At 42.9% G+C, this 16,277-nt stretch carries 17 protein-coding genes and 1 pseudogene; 17 read left to right on the forward strand and 1 reads right to left on the reverse strand.

All coding sequences use genetic code 11. The features are described 5' to 3' along the window. The first annotated feature begins 43 nt into the window (after nt 1-43). The 14 genes from proB to B7698_RS06530 all read left to right on the forward strand — a co-directional run bounded on the left by proB (nt 44) and on the right by B7698_RS06530 (nt 11,885). Nucleotides 44-1,153: a glutamate 5-kinase gene (gene proB, locus B7698_RS06460; protein WP_239822591.1), complete on the forward strand. Its 1,110-nt coding sequence runs from the start codon at nt 44-46 to the stop codon at nt 1,151-1,153. 9 nt (nt 1,154-1,162) lie between these two features. Then, a complete protein-coding gene (locus B7698_RS06465) occupies nt 1,163-2,425 on the forward strand; it encodes a glutamate-5-semialdehyde dehydrogenase (RefSeq protein ID WP_084865037.1) in 1,263 nt (420 codons plus the stop codon). Nucleotides 2,426-2,428: 3 nt separating this feature from the next. Continuing rightward, nucleotides 2,429-3,226, forward strand: a complete 798-nt coding sequence (gene proC / locus B7698_RS06470; protein ID WP_084865038.1) for a pyrroline-5-carboxylate reductase — start codon at nt 2,429-2,431, stop codon at nt 3,224-3,226. A gap of 114 nt (nt 3,227-3,340) precedes the next feature. Beyond that, entirely contained in the window at nt 3,341-3,979 is a 639-nt protein-coding gene (gene tmk, locus B7698_RS06475; RefSeq protein WP_004254725.1) for a dTMP kinase, read from the forward strand. Further along, entirely contained in the window at nt 3,976-4,866 is an 891-nt protein-coding gene (locus tag B7698_RS06480) for a DNA polymerase III subunit delta' (protein WP_084865039.1), read from the forward strand. The genes tmk and B7698_RS06480 overlap by 4 nt, the downstream gene beginning before the upstream one ends. A 39-nt stretch (nt 4,867-4,905) precedes the next feature. After that, nucleotides 4,906-5,223, forward strand: a complete 318-nt coding sequence (yabA, locus tag B7698_RS06485; protein ID WP_000358228.1) for a DNA replication initiation control protein YabA — start codon at nt 4,906-4,908, stop codon at nt 5,221-5,223. Nucleotides 5,224-5,225: 2 nt separating this feature from the next. Further along, on the forward strand, nt 5,226-6,104 hold the full coding sequence (gene rsmI / locus B7698_RS06490) for a 16S rRNA (cytidine(1402)-2'-O)-methyltransferase (RefSeq protein WP_084865040.1): 879 nt from the start codon (nt 5,226-5,228) through the stop codon (nt 6,102-6,104). A gap of 235 nt (nt 6,105-6,339) precedes the next feature. Then, nucleotides 6,340-7,674, forward strand: coding sequence for a methylenetetrahydrofolate--tRNA-(uracil(54)-C(5))-methyltransferase (FADH(2)-oxidizing) TrmFO (gene trmFO, locus B7698_RS06500; protein ID WP_084865041.1), 1,335 nt, complete (start codon nt 6,340-6,342; stop codon nt 7,672-7,674). Between the two features lie 83 nt (nt 7,675-7,757). Next, complete coding sequence (gene pyrH, locus B7698_RS06505) at nt 7,758-8,495, forward strand: UMP kinase (protein WP_000002996.1); 738 nt, start codon at nt 7,758-7,760, stop codon at nt 8,493-8,495. An 8-nt stretch (nt 8,496-8,503) separates the two neighbouring features. Further along, nucleotides 8,504-9,061: a ribosome recycling factor gene (gene frr / locus B7698_RS06510; RefSeq protein ID WP_001262225.1), complete on the forward strand. Its 558-nt coding sequence runs from the start codon at nt 8,504-8,506 to the stop codon at nt 9,059-9,061. 59 nt (nt 9,062-9,120) lie between these two features. Further along, complete coding sequence (gene cvfB, locus B7698_RS06515; protein WP_084865042.1) at nt 9,121-9,975, forward strand: RNA-binding virulence regulatory protein CvfB; 855 nt, start codon at nt 9,121-9,123, stop codon at nt 9,973-9,975. A gap of 11 nt (nt 9,976-9,986) precedes the next feature. Next, entirely contained in the window at nt 9,987-10,544 is a 558-nt protein-coding gene (locus B7698_RS06520) for a GrpB family protein (RefSeq protein WP_084865043.1), read from the forward strand. A gap of 45 nt (nt 10,545-10,589) precedes the next feature. Continuing rightward, complete coding sequence (locus tag B7698_RS06525; protein ID WP_084851727.1) at nt 10,590-10,805, forward strand: YozE family protein; 216 nt, start codon at nt 10,590-10,592, stop codon at nt 10,803-10,805. 84 nt (nt 10,806-10,889) lie between these two features. Continuing rightward, complete coding sequence (locus B7698_RS06530) at nt 10,890-11,885, forward strand: PhoH family protein (protein ID WP_084865044.1); 996 nt, start codon at nt 10,890-10,892, stop codon at nt 11,883-11,885. A gap of 56 nt (nt 11,886-11,941) precedes the next feature. On the opposite strand, the gene ald is transcribed toward B7698_RS06530, so the two are convergent. Next, nucleotides 11,942-13,054 (reverse strand): alanine dehydrogenase, encoded by a 1,113-nt coding sequence (gene ald / locus B7698_RS06535; protein WP_084865045.1) that lies wholly within the window; start codon nt 13,052-13,054, stop codon nt 11,942-11,944. A 132-nt stretch (nt 13,055-13,186) separates the two neighbouring features. On the opposite strand from ald, the pseudogene B7698_RS06540 reads away from it, so the two are divergent. The 3 genes and pseudogenes from B7698_RS06540 to B7698_RS06550 form a co-directional block, all read left to right on the forward strand. Then, a pseudogene (locus B7698_RS06540) lies at nt 13,187-13,273 on the forward strand (GNAT family N-acetyltransferase); the annotation flags it as partial. 66 nt (nt 13,274-13,339) lie between these two features. Continuing rightward, nucleotides 13,340-13,990 (forward strand): helix-hairpin-helix domain-containing protein, encoded by a 651-nt coding sequence (locus B7698_RS06545; protein WP_084865046.1) that lies wholly within the window; start codon nt 13,340-13,342, stop codon nt 13,988-13,990. Then, the gene (locus B7698_RS06550; RefSeq protein WP_084865047.1) at nt 13,974-16,214 is read left to right on the forward strand and encodes a DNA internalization-related competence protein ComEC/Rec2; all 2,241 of its coding nucleotides are present in this window, start codon (nt 13,974-13,976) and stop codon (nt 16,212-16,214) included. The genes B7698_RS06545 and B7698_RS06550 overlap by 17 nt, the downstream gene beginning before the upstream one ends. Nucleotides 16,215-16,277: the final 63 nt, after the last annotated feature.

Genomic DNA, 16,277 nt, shown 5'->3' on the forward strand with positions numbered 1-16,277 from the left:
ATTCATGTTATAATGGATAAATATGAAGAATCGGAGTGAGACTATGAAATACAAACGGATTGTCTTTAAGGTGGGGACTTCTTCTCTGACGAATGAGGATGGAAGTTTATCACGTAGTAAGGTAAAGGCTATTACCCAGCAGTTGGCTATGTTGCACGAGGCTGGTCATGAATTGATTTTGGTGTCGTCAGGTGCCATTGCGGCTGGTTTTGGGGCCTTAGGATTTAAAAAGCGTCCGACTAAGATTGCTGATAAACAGGCTTCAGCAGCGGTAGGACAAGGCCTTTTGTTGGAAGAATACACGACCAATCTTCTATTGCGCCAAATCGTTTCTGCACAAATCTTGCTGACCCAGGATGATTTTGTGGATAAGCGCCGTTATAAAAATGCCCATCAGGCTTTGTCAGTTCTACTTAGCCGTGGCGCAATTCCTATCATCAATGAGAATGACAGTGTCGTTATTGATGAGCTCAAGGTTGGGGACAATGATACTCTAAGTGCTCAGGTAGCAGCCATGGTCCAAGCAGACCTTTTGGTCCTCTTGACAGACGTAGACGGTCTATATACTGGAAATCCTAATTCAGACCCAACAGCCAAACGCTTGGAGCGAATCGAGACCATCAATCGTGAGATTATTGATATGGCCGGTGGAGCAGGTTCTTCAAACGGAACTGGGGGCATGCTTACAAAAATCAAAGCTGCAACTATTGCGACAGAATCGGGCGTTCCTGTTTATATATGCTCATCCTTGAAGGCAGATGCAATGATTGAGGCTGCAGAGGAGACCAAGGATGGTTCCTACTTTGTTGCGCAAAAGAAGGGACTTCGTACCCAAAAACAATGGCTGGCCTTTTATGCTCAGAGTCAAGGTTCTATTTGGGTTGATAAAGGTGCTGCAGAAGCTCTCTCTCAACATGGCAAGAGTCTCCTTTTATCTGGTGTTGTTGAAGCAGAAGGTGCCTTTTCTTACGGTGATATCGTGACAGTATTTGACAAGGAAAGTGGAAAATCACTTGGAAAAGGGCGTGTGCAATTTGGTGCATCTGCTTTGGAGGATATGTTGCGTTCTCAAAAAGCCAAGGGTGTCCTGATTCACCGTGATGACTGGATTTCCATTACTCCTGAAATCCAACTACTCTTTACAGAATTTTAGAGGTAAACTATGGTAAGTACACAAGAACAATTTGAACAGGTACAGGCTGTTAAAAAATCGATCAACACAGCTAGTGAAGTCGTGAAAAACCAAGCCCTGCTAGCCATGGCTGACCACTTAGTGGCTGCTACTGAGGAGATTTTAGCAGCCAATGCCCTCGATATGGCAGCGGCTAAGGGGAAAATCTCAGATGTGATGCTGGATCGTCTTTATTTGGATGCAAGTCGTACAGAAGCAATGGCAACTGGGATTCGTGAAGTGGTTGCTTTACCAGATCCAATCGGTGAAGTTTTAGAAACCAATCATCTTGAAAATGGTTTGCTTATCACAAAGAAACGTGTAGCTATGGGAGTTATTGGTATTATCTATGAAAGCCGTCCAAATGTAACGTCTGATGCGGCTGCTTTGGCTCTCAAGAGTGGAAATGCGGTTGTTCTTCGTAGTGGGAAGGATGCCTATCAAACTGCCCATGCTATTGTCACAGCCTTGAAGAAGGGTCTAGAGACAACTACCATTCATCCAGATGTGATTCAATTGGTGGAAGATACCAGCCGTGAAAGCAGCTATGCCATGATGAAGGCCAAGGGATATCTAGACCTTCTCATTCCTCGTGGGGGAGCTGGTTTGATCAATGCAGTGGTTGAAAATGCTATTGTACCAGTTATCGAGACAGGAACTGGGATTGTCCATGTCTATGTGGATAAGGACACAGACGAAGACAAGGCTCTCTCTATCATCAACAATGCCAAAACCAGTCGTCCTTCTGTCTGCAATGCCATGGAGGTTCTACTTGTTCATGAAGACAAGGCAGCAAGCTTCCTTCCTCGCTTGGAGCAAGTGCTGGTTGAGAATCGAAAAGAAGCTGGGTTGGAACCAATTCAATTCCGTTTGGATAGCAAAGCAAGTCAGTTTCTTTCAGGTCAAGCAGCTGAGGTTCAAGACTTTGACACCGAGTTTTTAGACTATGTATTAGCTGTTAAGGTTGTGAGCAGTTTAGAAGAAGCTGTTGCCCATATTGAGGCTCACAGTACCCATCATTCAGATGCCATTGTGACGGAAAATGCTGAAGCAGCAGCTTACTTTACAGATCAAGTGGACTCTGCAGCGGTTTATGTCAATGCCTCAACGCGTTTCACAGATGGAGGCCAATTTGGTCTTGGATGTGAGATGGGGATTTCAACTCAGAAATTGCACGCGCGTGGTCCAATGGGCTTGAAGGAGTTGACCAGCTACAAGTATGTGGTTACTGGTGACGGACAGATAAGGGAGTAAGAGATGAAGATTGGATTTATCGGTTTGGGGAATATGGGTGCTAGCTTGGCCAAGTCTGTCTTGCAAGCTAGACCGTCAGATGACATTCTCCTTGCCAATCGTAGTCAAGCCAAGGTAGACGCTTTCATTGCAGACTTTGGTGGTCAGGCTTTTAGTAATGAAGAAATATTCTCAGAAGCAGATGTGATTTTTCTAGGAGTGAAGCCTGCACAGTTCTCAGACTTGCTTTCTCAATATCAGACTATCCTTGAAAAAAGAGAAAGTCTTCTTTTGATTTCTATGGCAGCTGGATTGACTTTAGAAAAACTAGCAAGTCTTATCCCAAGTCAACACCGAATTATTCGTATGATGCCAAATACCCCTGCTTCTATTGGGCAAGGAGTGATTAGTTATGCATTGTCTCCTAATTGCAGGGCTGAGGACAGTGAGCTCTTTTGTCAGCTTTTAACTAAGGCTGGTCTCTTGGTTGAACTGGGAGAAGGATTAATCGACGCGGCGACAGGTCTTGCAGGTTGTGGACCAGCCTTTGTCTATCTCTTTATCGAAGCCTTGGCAGATGCAGGTGTTCAGACAGGATTACCACGAGAAACAGCATTGAAAATGGCAGCTCAAACAGTTGTCGGCTCTGGACGATTGGTCCTAGAAAGCCAAGAGCATCCTGGAGTCTTGAAAGACCAAGTTTGTAGCCCAGGAGGTTCGACTATCGCTGGTGTAGCAAGCTTAGAAGCGCATGCTTTTCGAGGAACAGTCATGGATGCAGTTCATCAATCCTACAAACGAACACAAGAATTAGGTAAATAAGAGGTAGTTTTATCTGCCTCTTTTATGGTGGTTGAAATGAGAAGACAAAAAAGATTGCCACAAACCCCCATTTTTTTGATAGAATAGAAGTAGTAAAAAAGAAATGAGTTAGACATGTCAAAAGGATTTTTAGTCTCTCTTGAGGGACCAGAGGGAGCAGGAAAGACCAGTGTTTTAGAGACTCTGCTACCAATTTTAGAGGAAAAAGGAGTAGAGGTGCTGACGACCCGTGAACCAGGAGGTGTCTTGATAGGAGAGAAGATTCGGGAAGTAATTTTGGATCCAAGTCATACTCAGATGGATGCGAAGACAGAGTTGCTTCTTTATATTGCTAGTCGCAGACAGCACTTGGTGGAAAAAGTTCTTCCAGCACTTGAAGCTGGCAAGTTGGTCATTATGGACCGCTTCATCGATAGTTCTCTTGCATATCAGGGATTTGGTCGTGGCTTGGATATTGACGCCATTGACTGGCTTAACCAGTTTGCGACAGATGGCCTTAAACCCGATTTGACACTCTATTTTGACATCGAGGTGGAAGAAGGACTAGCTCGCATTGCTGCTAATAGCAATCGTGAGGTCAATCGTTTGGACTTAGAAGGTTTGGACTTGCATAAAAAAGTTCGTAAAGGTTATCTTTCTCTCCTGGAAAAAGAAGGAAATCGCATTGTCAAGATTGATGCGAGTCTTCCATTGGAGCAAGTTGTGGAAACTACCAAGGATATCTTGTTTGAGAGAATGGGCTTGATTAAATGAAACAAGATCAACTAAAGGCTTGGCAGCCAGACCAGTTTGACCGCTTTGTACGTATCCTAGAACAAGACCAGCTCAATCACGCCTATCTCTTTTCAGGTTTCTTTGGAAGCTTGGAAATGGCTCAATTTCTAGCTAAGAGCCTCTTTTGTACGGATAAAGTAGGTGTGTTGCCATGTGAGAAATGTCGGAATTGTAAGCTTATTGAACAGGGAGAATTTCCCGATGTTACCTTAATTAAGCCAGTCAATCAGGTCATCAAGACAGAACGCATTCGGGAATTGGTGGGTCAGTTTTCCCAAGCAGGGATTGAAAGCCAGCAACAGGTTTTTATTATCGAGCAAGCTGAGAAAATGCATCCTAACGCAGCCAATTCTCTGCTCAAGGTCATCGAAGAACCCCAGAGTGAGGTTTATATTTTCTTCTTGACAAGCGATGAAGAAAAGATTTTACCGACCATCCGAAGTCGGACCCAGATTTTCCACTTTAAAAAGCAAGAAGAAAAATTCATCCATCAATTAGAACAAGCAGGTCTGGTCAAGAAAAAAGCAACTCTTTTAGCCCAGTTTAGTCAATCGCGAGCTGAAGCAGAAAAGTTGGCAAATCAGGTAAGTTTTTGGACCTTGGTCGATGAAAGTGAACGCCTGATGACTTGGTTAGTGGCTAAGAAAAAAGAAAGTTATTTGCAAGTTGCCAAACTAGCTAGCTTGGCAGATGATAAGGAAAAACAAGATCAGGTTTTACGGATTCTTGAAGTTCTCTGTGGACAAGATATCCTACAAGCAAGAGTAAGGGTGATTCTACAAGATTTGCTAGAAGCTAGAAAAATGTGGCAGGCTAATGTCAGCTTTCAAAATGTCATGGAATATCTGGTCTTGAAAGAAATATAAACTCAAAAATGAACGATAAAGAAAGGAAAGGGCTGTTTTATGGACAAAAAAGAATTATTTGATGCGCTGGATGATTTTTCCCAACAGTTATTGGTAACCTTGGCCGATGTGGAAGCCATAAAGAAAAATCTCAAGAGCTTGGTAGAAGAAAATACAGCTCTTCGCTTGGAAAATAGTAAATTGCGAGAACGCTTGGGTGAGGTGGAAGCAGATGCTCCTGTCAAGGCCAAACATGTTCGCGAAAGTGTCCGTCGCATTTACCGTGATGGATTTCACGTATGTAATGATTTTTATGGACAACGTCGAGAACAGGACGAGGAATGTATGTTCTGTGACGAGTTGTTATACAGGGAGTAGGAATGCAGATTCAAAAAAGTTTTAAGGGGCAGTCTCCCTATGGTAAGCTGTATCTAGTGGCAACGCCGATTGGCAATCTAGACGATATGACCTTTCGAGCTATCCAGACCTTGAAAGAAGTGGACTGGATTGCTGCTGAGGACACGCGCAATACAGGTCTATTGCTCAAGCATTTTGACATTTCTACCAAGCAGGTTAGTTTTCATGAGCACAATGCCAAGGAAAAGATTCCTGATTTGATTGGTTTCCTGAAAGCAGGGCAAAGTATTGCTCAGGTATCCGATGCAGGTCTGCCTAGTATCTCAGACCCTGGTCATGATTTGGTCAAGGCAGCCATTGAGGAAGAAATTGCGGTTGTGACTGTTCCAGGTGCCTCTGCAGGAATTTCTGCCTTGATTGCCAGTGGTTTAGCGCCACAGCCACATATCTTTTACGGCTTCTTACCGAGAAAATCAGGCCAGCAAAAGCAATTTTTCGACTTGAAAAAAGACTATCCTGAAACCCAGATTTTCTATGAATCGCCTCATCGTGTGGCAGATACGTTAGAAAATATGCTAGAAGTCTACGGTAATCGCTCGGTCGTCTTGGTTAGGGAATTGACTAAAATCTATGAAGAATACCAAAGAGGTACCATTTCAGAGTTATTAGAAAGCATAGCTGAAACGCCACTTAAGGGAGAATGCCTTCTCATCGTTGAAGGTGCCAGTCAGGATGTGGAGGAAAAAGACGAGGAGGACTTGTTCTTAGAAATCCAAGCCCGTATCCGGCAAGGCATGAAGAAAAACCAAGCTATCAAGGAAGTCGCTAAGATTTACCAGTGGAATAAAAGTCAGCTCTACGCTGCCTACCACGAATGGGAAGAAAATCAAGAAAATGACTAAACAGGGAAGTTTGCCTTCTTCCCTTTTTTTGTTATACTAGTAGAAGAAAAAATTAGAAAGATTTGTGGGAGTGAAAAAGTCCGGGGGACTTTTTCAGCCTGAGCCAAGAAACTCGAGAGCGAAGTAAGTCCTGTGGACTTTTTCAGCCTGGGCCAAGAAATTCGAGAGCGAGTAAGTTTGATTGGCTTTTTCAATGTGAAACTTGTCTTCACACTCCCAAAGAGGTATTAGTGTCGTGTCTCAATCTTATATCAATGTTATCGGTGCTGGTTTGGCAGGTTCTGAAGTTGCTTACCAAATCGCAGAACGTGGTATTCCAGTTAAACTTTATGAAATGCGTGGTGTCAAGTCAACACCTCAGCACAAAACAGACAATTTTGCAGAGTTGGTTTGTTCCAATTCTCTTCGTGGGGATGCCCTGACAAATGCTGTTGGGCTCCTCAAGGAAGAAATGCGTCGCTTGGGTTCTGTTATCTTGGAATCAGCAGAAGCTACACGTGTTCCTGCAGGAGGAGCTCTTGCGGTGGACCGTGATGGTTTCTCTCAAATGGTGACTGAGAAAGTTGCTAACCACCCCTTGATTGAAGTGGTGCGTGATGAAATTACAGAATTACCGACAGATGTTATCACAGTTATCGCTACTGGTCCCTTGACTAGTGATGCCTTGGCTGAAAAGATTCATGCCCTTAATGATGGCGATGGTTTCTATTTCTACGATGCGGCAGCGCCTATTATCGACGTCAACACCATCGATATGAGCAAAGTCTATCTCAAGTCTCGTTATGATAAGGGAGAAGCAGCCTACCTCAATGCGCCCATGACCAAGCAAGAGTTTATGGATTTCCATGAAGCCTTGGTCAGTGCGGAAGAAGCACCGCTCAATTCTTTCGAAAAAGAAAAGTATTTTGAAGGTTGTATGCCTATCGAAGTTATGGCTAAACGTGGTATTAAAACCATGCTTTATGGACCTATGAAACCAGTTGGTCTTGAGTATCCGGACGACTACACAGGCCCTCGTGATGGAGAATTTAGAACACCTTATGCGGTCGTCCAGCTTCGTCAGGATAATGCGGCTGGTAGTCTCTACAATATCGTTGGATTCCAGACCCATCTCAAATGGGGGGAGCAAAAGCGTGTCTTCCAAATGATTCCGGGTCTTGAAAATGCGGAGTTTGTTCGTTATGGTGTTATGCACCGCAATTCTTACATGGATTCACCTAATCTCCTTGAACAGACTTACCGTTCTAAGAAACAACCAAACCTCTTCTTTGCTGGTCAGATGACGGGAGTGGAAGGCTATGTTGAGTCAGCAGCTTCAGGATTGGTTGCTGGGATAAATGCTGCTCGTCTCTTCAAGGGAGAAAGCGAGGCTATTTTCCCAGAGACAACAGCGATTGGCAGTCTGGCTCATTACATCACCCATGCCGACAGCAAACATTTCCAACCAATGAATGTCAATTTTGGAATCATCAAGGAGTTGGAAGGCGAGCGTATTCGTGATAAGAAGGCTCGTTATGAAAAAATTGCAGAGCGTGCTCTTAGCGACTTAGAGGAATTTTTAACAGTCTAATTTTTTTCAAAGAATTGCTCATGATACTATAAAAATCTTAGAAATTGTGATAAAATAGGTAGGATAAAAGAAGGAGAGTGAAAATGGCGAATCCCAAGTATAAACGTATTTTAATCAAGTTATCAGGTGAAGCCCTTGCCGGTGAACGTGGCGTAGGGATTGATATCCAAACAGTTCAAACAATCGCAAAAGAGATTCAAGAAGTTCATAGCTTAGGTATCGAAATTGCCCTTGTTATCGGTGGAGGAAATCTCTGGCGTGGAGAACCTGCAGCAGAAGCAGGTATGGACCGCGTTCAGGCAGATTACACAGGAATGCTTGGGACTGTTATGAATGCTCTTGTGATGGCAGATTCATTGCAACAAGTTGGGGTTGATACACGTGTGCAAACAGCTATTGCTATGCAACAAGTGGCAGAGCCTTATGTCCGTGGACGTGCCCTTCGTCACCTTGAAAAAGGCCGTATCGTTATCTTTGGTGCCGGAATTGGTTCACCTTACTTCTCAACAGATACAACAGCGGCCCTTCGTGCAGCTGAAATCGAAGCAGATGCCATTCTAATGGCTAAAAACGGTGTTGATGGTGTTTACAATGCCGATCCTAAGAAAGATAAGACAGCCGTTAAGTTTGAAGAATTGACCCATCGTGATGTTATCAATAAAGGTCTTCGTATCATGGACTCAACTGCTTCAACCCTCTCAATGGATAACGACATTGACTTGGTTGTCTTCAACATGAACCAACCAGGCAACATCAAACGTGTCGTATTTGGTGAAAATATCGGAACAACAGTTTCAAATAATATCGAAGAAAAGGAATAAGAAAGATTATGGCTAACGCAATTATTGAAAAAGCTAAAGAGAGAATGACCCAGTCTCACCAATCACTTGCTCGTGAATTTGGTGGTATCCGTGCCGGTCGTGCCAATGCAAGCTTGCTTGACCGTGTACATGTAGAATACTATGGAGTAGAAACACCTCTTAACCAAATCGCTTCAATTACCATTCCAGAAGCGCGTGTTTTGTTGGTAACACCATTTGACAAGTCTTCATTGAAAGATATCGAACGTGCCTTGAACGCTTCTGATCTTGGTATCACACCAGCTAATGATGGTTCTGTGATTCGCTTGGTTATCCCAGCTCTTACAGAAGAAACTCGTCGTGACCTTGCTAAAGAAGTCAAGAAGGTCGGCGAAAATGCTAAAGTGGCTGTCCGCAATATCCGTCGCGATGCTATGGATGAAGCCAAGAAACAAGAAAAAGCAAAAGAAATCACTGAAGACGAATTGAAGACTCTTGAAAAAGACATTCAAAAAGTAACAGACGATGCTGTTAAACACATCGACGACATGACTGCCAACAAAGAGAAAGAACTTTTGGAAGTCTAAAAATAAACAGAAAAACTCAGTTGGCATTGCTGGCTGAGTTTTATTCGAAAGAAGGAAATATGAATACAAATCTTGCAAGTTTTATCGTTGGACTGATCATCGATGAAAACGACCGTTTTTACTTTGTGCAAAAGGATGGTCAAACCTATGCTCTTGCTAAGGAAGAAGGTCAACATACAGTAGGGGATACGGTTAAAGGTTTTGCCTACACGGATATGAAGCAAAAACTCCGCATGACAACCTTAGAAGTGACTGCCACTCAGGATCAGTTTGGTTGGGGCCGTGTCACAGAGGTTCGTAAGGACTTGGGTATCTTTGTGGATACAGGCCTTCCTGACAAGGAAATCGTTGTGTCACTCGATATCCTCCCTGAGCTTAAGGAACTTTGGCCTAAGAAGGGTGATCAACTCTACATCCGTCTTGAAGTGGACAAGAAAGACCGTATCTGGGGCCTCTTGGCTTATCAAGAAGACTTTCAACGTCTGGCTCGTCCTGCCTACAACAACATGCAGAACCAAAACTGGCCAGCCATTGTTTACCGCCTCAAGCTGTCAGGAACTTTTGTTTATCTGCCAGAAAACAACATGCTTGGCTTTATTCATCCTAGCGAGCGCTATGCAGAGCCACGTTTGGGTCAAGTCTTAGATGCGCGTGTCATTGGTTTTCGTGAAGTGGACCGCACTCTGAACCTCTCCCTCAAACCTCGTTCTTTTGAGATGTTGGAAAATGATGCTCAGATGATTTTGACTTATTTGGAAAGCAATGGCGGTTTCATGACCTTAAATGATAAATCATCTCCAGACGACATCAAGGCAACATTTGGCATTTCTAAAGGTCAGTTCAAGAAAGCACTCGGAGGCTTGATGAAGGCTGGCAAAATCAAGCAAGACCAGTTTGGTACAGAGTTGATTTAGGCCTTATAGACATGAAAAAGAAACTTGAAGAAATGAGTTTAGAGGAACTCTGGCAACTTTTTCCTATTTTTCTAGTAGAGCACAAGTCAGAGTGGAAAGACTGGTATGAATTGGAGAAAACAAGTCTTAAAAAAATATTGGGTGCAAATGTTATTAAAAGAATAGAACATATCGGTAGCACTGCTATCCCTAATATTTGGGCCAAAAATATCGTTGATATTCTGCTAGAAGTAGGTAGAATAGAGGATTTAGCAAGAGTTAGGGATTTATTGGTGAAGAATGGTTGGTTAGTGATGTCGGAGAGTCCTAACAGGATTTCGCTAAATAAAGGATATACAGAGCAGGGATTTGCTGAGAAAGTTTTTCATTTACATTTGCGAATGACGGGAGATCATAACGAGATTTATTTTAGAGATTATCTCTGCCAGCATCCAGATATCGCCCAAGCGTATCAGGAATTAAAACTCAGTTTGTGGAAACAATTTGAACACAATCGAGACGCCTATACAGATGCGAAAACGGATTTTATAAACCACTATGTGTCAGAGGCTAAGTCCAGTAATTTTTAAAAATCAGAAAAGTTTCATCAAAAAAAGTCTTGATAGGAGAAAGAATTGAGAAAATCATTTTACACTTGGCTCATGACCGAGCGCAATCCTAAAAGTAACAGTCCCAAAGCTATCTTGGCAGACCTAGCTTTTGAAGAGTCAACCTTTCCAAAACATACGGATGATTTTGATGAGGTCAGTCGATTTTTGGAGGAACATGCTAGTTTCTCTTTCAATCTAGGAGACTTTGACGCTATCTGGCAAGAATACTTAGAACACTAGCATGATTCATTGGGTTTGGGCTAGTAATTTCTCCACCCCTTTGCTATAATAAAAAGAAATAAAAGGATTAGAGAGGTTCTTTATTTGAAGGAACATTCAATAGACATTCAACTGAGTCATCCAGATGACCTGTTTCATCTTTTTGGTTCCAATGAGCGCCATCTTCGTTTGATGGAAGAAGAGCTTGATGTGGTGATTCATGCCCGTACGGAGATTGTGCAGGTTTTGGGAGAAGAGACTGCCTGTGAGGAAGCCCGTCAGGTTATTCAAGCTCTCATGGTCTTGGTAAATCGTGGGATGACCGTTGGTACGCCAGATGTGGTGACTGCGATTAGTATGGTCAAAAACGATGAAATTGACAAGTTTGTCGCCCTTTACGAAGAAGAAATCATCAAGGATAATACTGGGAAGCCTATCCGTGTCAAAACCTTGGGTCAAAAACTTTATGTGGACAGTGTTAAACAGCATGATGTGACCTTTGGAATTGGGCCAGCAGGTACAGGGAAGACCTTCCTTGCAGTGACCTTGGCTGTGACAGCTCTTAAACGTGGTCAGGTTAAGCGGATTATCCTAACACGCCCGGCAGTGGAAGCTGGCGAGAGTCTAGGTTTTCTTCCGGGTGATCTTAAAGAGAAGGTAGATCCTTACCTTCGACCTGTTTATGATGCCTTGTATCAGATTCTGGGAAAAGACCAAACAACTCGACTCATGGAGCGTGAAATTATCGAGATTGCGCCCCTTGCCTATATGCGTGGACGGACCTTGGATGATGCCTTTGTCATTCTCGATGAGGCGCAAAATACGACTATCATGCAGATGAAGATGTTCTTGACTCGTTTAGGTTTTAATTCTAAGATGATTGTCAATGGAGATATCAGTCAGATTGACCTTCCGCGTAACGTCAAGTCCGGTTTGATTGATGCTCAAGAAAAGCTCAAGAACATTCACCAGATTGACTTTGTTCATTTTTCAGCCAAGGATGTGGTTCGCCATCCAGTTGTCGCTCAGATTATCCGAGCTTATGAACCAGCTCCAGTTAAAAATGAAGAGTGTGAAGAAGTCCAAGAAGAAACAGAATAGCAAAAAAGAGCAGTTCAGGTGGAATTGCTCTTTCTTTTATCTGATAATTAGATTTTTTATACTAGTTCATCAATTGGAGTATGTTTTTTATCGAGACCTTGAGCTACTGGAAGACTGGTTAAGTAACCTTGATAAGTGGTAACACCTTGGCGCAAGCCCTCATCTTCAGCAATTGCTTGTGCGAATCCTTTTTCTGCCAAAGCTTCGATATAAGGAAGAGTGACATTGGTTAGGGCGATGGTAGAAGTACGAGCTACCGCACCGGGGATGTTGGCAACGGCATAGTGGAGCACACCGTGTTTTTCATAGACGGGTTCATCGTGCGTTGTCACACGGTCAGCTGTCTCGATAACGCCACCTTGGTCAACGGCAACGTCAACGATGACAGATCCTGGACGCATTTGTTTGACCATCTCATCTGTCACCAATTTCGGTGCTTTGGCACCTGGGATGAGAACCGCTCCGATCACCACATCCGCATCTCTCACACTGGCTTCGATGTTGAATGAATTGGACATGAGAGTTTGAATTTGGTGACCAAAGACCTCCTCTAAAACGGAGAGACGTTTAGCACTGATATCAAGGATGGTTACTTGAGCACCAAGACCAAGCGCAATTCGAGCAGCATGGGTCCCTACGACACCGCCACCGATGATGGTTACTTTCCCTTTAGGTACACCCGGCACACCACCAAGTAAGACACCAGAACCTCCTGCTTGCTTAGTTAGGAAATGAGCCCCGATTTGGACTGCCATACGGCCTGCAACCTCACTCATAGGTACGAGGAGTGGTAACTGACCTTGGGAATCACGGACAGTTTCATAGGCAATCCCTGTTGTTTTTGCTTCCAACATAGCATCTGCTAATTCTGGAGCAGCGGCCATGTGCAAGTAGGTGAAGAGAAGCAGGTCGTCACGTAAGTAACCATATTCAGAAGCTAGTGGTTCTTTTACTTTCACGACTAACTCAGCTGCCCAGACTTCACCAGCAGTAGCGACAATCTCAGCTCCTTGCTTTTGATAGTCAGCATCAGTAAAGCCAGAACCGAGACCAGCATTTGTTTCGATAAGGACGCGATGACCACGGCCGACTAAGCTGTGGACACCAGCAGGTGTGAGGGCAACACGGTTTTCATTATTCTTAATTTCTTTTGGAATTCCGATTAACATAGAGAAAAACTCCCTTTCTATTGACGGGTTGTAAATGATTTATCACAATTATCTATAAAATAAGGTGATGATTTTATTCTATATGAAACCGCTTTAAAAAGCAAGAAAAATTTGTTGTAAACTATCTATAAGGCCAGATTGGACAAAAAAGAATCAGGAAGAATCGTTACAAGAGTTCATTATGTCTTGACTAAGGAAGACTATTTTGCAAATAAATAAGCAGTTGAGAAGAAATTTTCAACTGTTTTTTCTTCCTCTTACGAATAATTTAAGAGAGGAGAAAATATGGAAGCAATTATCGAGAAAATCAAAGAGTATAAAATCATTGTCATCTGTACTGGTCTGGGCTTGCTTGTCGGCGGATTTTTCCTGCTAAAACCAGCTCCACACACACCTGTCAAAGAAACGAATTTGCAGGCTGAAGTTGCAGCTGTTTCCAATGATTCGGTATCCGAAAAGGAAGTGAAGAAGGAAGAAAAGGAAGAACCTGTTGAACAAGATCTAATCACAGTAGATGTGAAAGGCGCTGTCAAATCACCAGGGATTTATGATTTGCCTGTAGGTAGTCGGGTCAATGATGCTGTTCAGAAGGCTGGTGGCTTGACAGAGCAAGCAGACAGCAAGGCACTCAATCTAGCTCAGAAAGTTAGTGATGAGGCTCTGGTTTACGTTCCAACTAAGGGAGAAGAATCGGCTAGTCAACAGGCAGGTTCTGGAGCGCCTTCTTCAACAAGCAAGGAAAAGAAGGTCAATCTCAACAAGGCCAGTCTGGAAGAACTCAAGCAGGTCAAAGGCTTGGGAGGAAAACGAGCTCAGGACATTATCGACCATCGTGGAGCAAATGGCAAATTCAAGTCAGTAGACGAGCTCAAAAAGGTCTCTGGCATTGGCGCTAAGACCATAGAAAAGTTAAAAGACTATGTTACAGTGGATTAAAAACATCCCTATTCCCCTAATTTACCTGAGTTTTCTATTGCTATGGCTTTACTACGCCATTTTTTCTGCATCCTATCTTGCTTTATTGGGCTTTGTTTTTCTGCTTGTCTGTCTCTTTTTCCAATTTCCTTGGAAATTGGCTGGTAAAATTATAGCGATTTGTGGAGTCTTTGGCTTCTGGTTTCTGTTTCAAAATTGGCAACAGAGTCAAGCGAGTCAAAACCTAGCGAACTCTGTTGAAAGGGTACGGATTCTGCCCGACACTATTAAGGTCAATGGTGACAGTCTATCCTTTCGTGGCAAGTCTGATGGACACATTTTTCAAGTCTATTATAAACTCCAGTCCGAGGAGGAGAAAGAAGCATTTCAAGCCTTAACAGACCTTCATGATTTGGAACTAGAAGGGAAGCTTTCGGAGCCAGAAGGGAGGAGAAATTTTGGTGGCTTTGACTACCAAGCCTATCTTAAGACTCAGGGAATTTACCAGACTCTTAATATCAAAAGAATCCAGTCACTTCAAAAGGTTGGCAGTTGGGATATAGGTGAAAATCTGTCCAGTTTACGCCGTAAAGCTGTAGTTTGGATTAAGACGCACTTTCCAGATCCTATGCGCAATTACATGACGGGGCTTCTATTAGGACATCTGGACACTGACTTTGAGGAGATGAATGAGCTTTATTCCAGTCTAGGAATTATCCACCTCTTTGCCTTGTCGGGGATGCAGGTAGGCTTTTTCATGGATGGATTTAAGAAACTTCTCTTACGATTGGGCTTGACCCAAGAAAAGTTGAAGTGGCTGACTTATCCCTTTTCACTTATCTATGCAGGGATGACAGGATTTTCAGCTTCGGTCATTCGCAGTCTTTTGCAAAAGCTACTGGCTCAACATGGTGTTAAGGGCTTGGATAATTTTTCCTTGACAGTCCTTGTCCTCTTTATCGTCATGCCCAACTTTTTCTTGACAGCAGGAGGTGTCTTGTCCTGCGCCTATGCTTTTATCTTGACCATGACCAGCAAAGAAGGAGAGGGCCTCAAGGCTGTTGCTAGAGAAAGTCTAGTCATTTCCTTGGGAATATTACCCATTCTATCCTTCTATTTTGCGGAATTTCAACCTTGGTCCATTCTTTTGACCTTTGTCTTTTCCTTTCTATTTGACTTGGTCTTCTTACCGCTCTTGTCTATCTTATTTGCCCTTTCCTTTCTCTATCCAGTCATTCAGCTGAATTTTATCTTTGAATGGTTAGAGGGAATGATTCGCTTGGTATCACAGGTGGCAAGTAGACCTTTGGTCTTTGGACAACCCAATGCATGGCTTTTAATCCTATTGTTAATTTCCTTGGCTTTAGTTTATGATTTGAGGAAAAACATTAAAAAGCTAATAGTATTGAGTTTATTGATTACAGGTCTCTTTTTCCTTACCAAGAATCCACTGGAAAATGAAATTACCATGCTGGATGTTGGGCAAGGAGAAAGTATTTTCCTACGGGATGTAACTGGGAAGACCATTCTCATAGATGTTGGTGGCAAGGCAGAATCTGATAAGAAAATCGAAAAATGGCAAGAAAAGGCGACGACCAGTAATGCACAGAGAAGCTTGATACCCTATATTAAAAGTCGAGGAGTAGCCAAGATTGACCAGCTGATTTTGACAAATACGGACAAGGAACATGTTGGAGATTTGTTGGAGGTGACCAAGGCTTTCCATATAGGTGAAATTTTAGTGTCCAAAGGCAGTTTGAAACAGAAGGAATTTGTTTCAGAACTACAGGCAACTCAAACCAAGGTGCGCAGTATGACAGCAGGAGAGAACTTGCCAATTTTTGGAAGTCAGTTAGAAGTCCTATCTCCAAGGAAAATTGGAGATGGAGATTATGAAGATTCCCTGGTTTTGTATGGAAAACTCTTGGATAAAAACTTTCTCTTCACTGGAAATTTGGAGGAAAAAGGAGAGAAGGAATTGCTGAGGCAATATCCTGACCTAAAGGTGGATGTCTTGAAAGCTAGCCAACATGGCTCTAAAAAATCATCAAGTTCAGCCTTTCTAGAAAAACTCAAACCAGAGCTTACTCTCATCTCAGTTGGAAAGAACAATCGAACGAAACTCCCCCATCAGGAAATCCTGACCCGACTGGAGGGTATCAATAGCAAAGTTTACCGAACTGACCAGCAAGGAGCTATACGCTTTAAGGGGTGGAATAGTTGGAAGATTGAAAGTGTTCGATAGGAAGGATAAATATTATATATTAGTAAAATAAACTAAAAATCTGTTGCATAATAATGATAAAAA

The sequence above is a fragment of the Streptococcus mitis genome (genome assembly GCF_002096855.1).
GTDB lineage: Bacteria > Bacillota > Bacilli > Lactobacillales > Streptococcaceae > Streptococcus > Streptococcus mitis_Y.